Below are 1654 nucleotides of genomic sequence, written 5' to 3'. Positions count from 1 at the left end.
TGCTCCTTAGAAAGGAGGTGATCCATCCCCACCTTCCGGTAGGGATACCTTGTTACGACTTCACCCCAATCATCTGTCCCACCTTCGGCGGCTGGCTCCAAAAGGTTACCTCACCGACTTCGGGTGTTACAAACTCTCGTGGTGTGACGGGCGGTGTGTACAAGGCCCGGGAACGTATTCACCGCGGCATGCTGATCCGCGATTACTAGCAATTCCGGCTTCATGCAGGCGAGTTGCAGCCTGCAATCCGAACTGAGAATGGCTTTATGGGATTCGCTTGACCTCGCGGTCTTGCTGCCCTTTGTACCATCCATTGTAGCACGTGTGTAGCCCAGGTCATAAGGGGCATGATGATTTGACGTCGTCCCCACCTTCCTCCGGTTTATCACCGGCAGTCACCTTAGAGTGCCCAACTAAATGCTGGCAACTAAGATCAAGGGTTGCGCTCGTTGCGGGACTTAACCCAACATCTCACGACACGAGCTGACGACAACCATGCACCACCTGTCACTCTGTCCCCCGAAGGGGAAAACCTAGTCTCCTAGATGTTCAGAGGATGTCAAGACCTGGTAAGGTTCTTCGCGTTGCTTCGAATTAAACCACATGCTCCACTGCTTGTGCGGGCCCCCGTCAATTCCTTTGAGTTTCAGCCTTGCGGCCGTACTCCCCAGGCGGAGTGCTTAATGTGTTAACTTCGGCACTAAGGGCATCGAAACCCCTAACACCTAGCACTCATCGTTTACGGCGTGGACTACCAGGGTATCTAATCCTGTTTGCTCCCCACGCTTTCGCACCTCAGCGTCAGTTGTAGGCCAGAAAGTCGCCTTCGCCACTGGTGTTCCTCCACATATCTACGCATTTCACCGCTACACGTGGAATTCCACTTTCCTCTCCTACACTCAAGTCTCCCAGTTTCCAATGACCCTCCACGGTTGAGCCGTGGGCTTTCACATCAGACTTAAGAGACCGCCTGCGCGCGCTTTACGCCCAATAATTCCGGACAACGCTTGCCCCCTACGTATTACCGCGGCTGCTGGCACGTAGTTAGCCGGGGCTTTCTCGTGAGGTACCGTCAAGGTGCCGGCCTATTTGACCGGCACTTGTTCTTCCCTCATAACAGAACTTTACGATCCGAAAACCTTCATCGTTCACGCGGCGTTGCACCGTCAGGCTTTCGCCCATTGCGGATGATTCCCTACTGCTGCCTCCCGTAGGAGTCTGGACCGTGTCTCAGTTCCAGTGTGGCCGATCACCCTCTCAGGTCGGCTACGCATCGTTGCCTTGGTAAGCCATTACCTTACCAACTAGCTAATGCGCCGCGGGCCCATCTCGCAGTGTGAGGAATAAATTCCCCACTTTTACATCCGGATCATGCGATCCAAATGGTCATCCGGTATTAGCCCCGGTTTCCCGGAGTTATCCCAGTCTGCAAGGCAGGTTGCCCACGTGATACTCACCCGTCCGCCGCTCATTCCACAAGCTTCACCCCGAAGGGATCCGCTTGCTTCCTGCGCTCGACTTGCATGTATTAGGCACGCCGCCAGCGTTCGTCCTGAGCCAGGATCAAACTCTCCGATAAAGTACGATGACTAATCATCAAGTTTGATGTCTCTGACATCAAAAAGTTAAAAATTTGTTTCATTGACGGGATATT

1 rRNA gene is annotated in these 1654 nt (G+C 53.7%); it reads right to left on the bottom strand.

Annotated features, from left to right (window positions below):
* Window positions 1-10 precede the first annotated feature (10 nt).
* Window positions 11-1579, bottom strand: a 16S ribosomal RNA gene (locus tag CR194_RS20020).
* Between the last annotated feature and the right edge of the window lie 75 nt (window positions 1580-1654).

This window comes from Salipaludibacillus keqinensis (assembly GCF_003226325.1).
GTDB lineage: Bacteria > Bacillota > Bacilli > Bacillales > Salisediminibacteriaceae > Salipaludibacillus > Salipaludibacillus keqinensis.
Note: the sequence above shows the minus strand (reverse complement) of the source record. Positions and strands in the feature narration are given on the sequence as shown.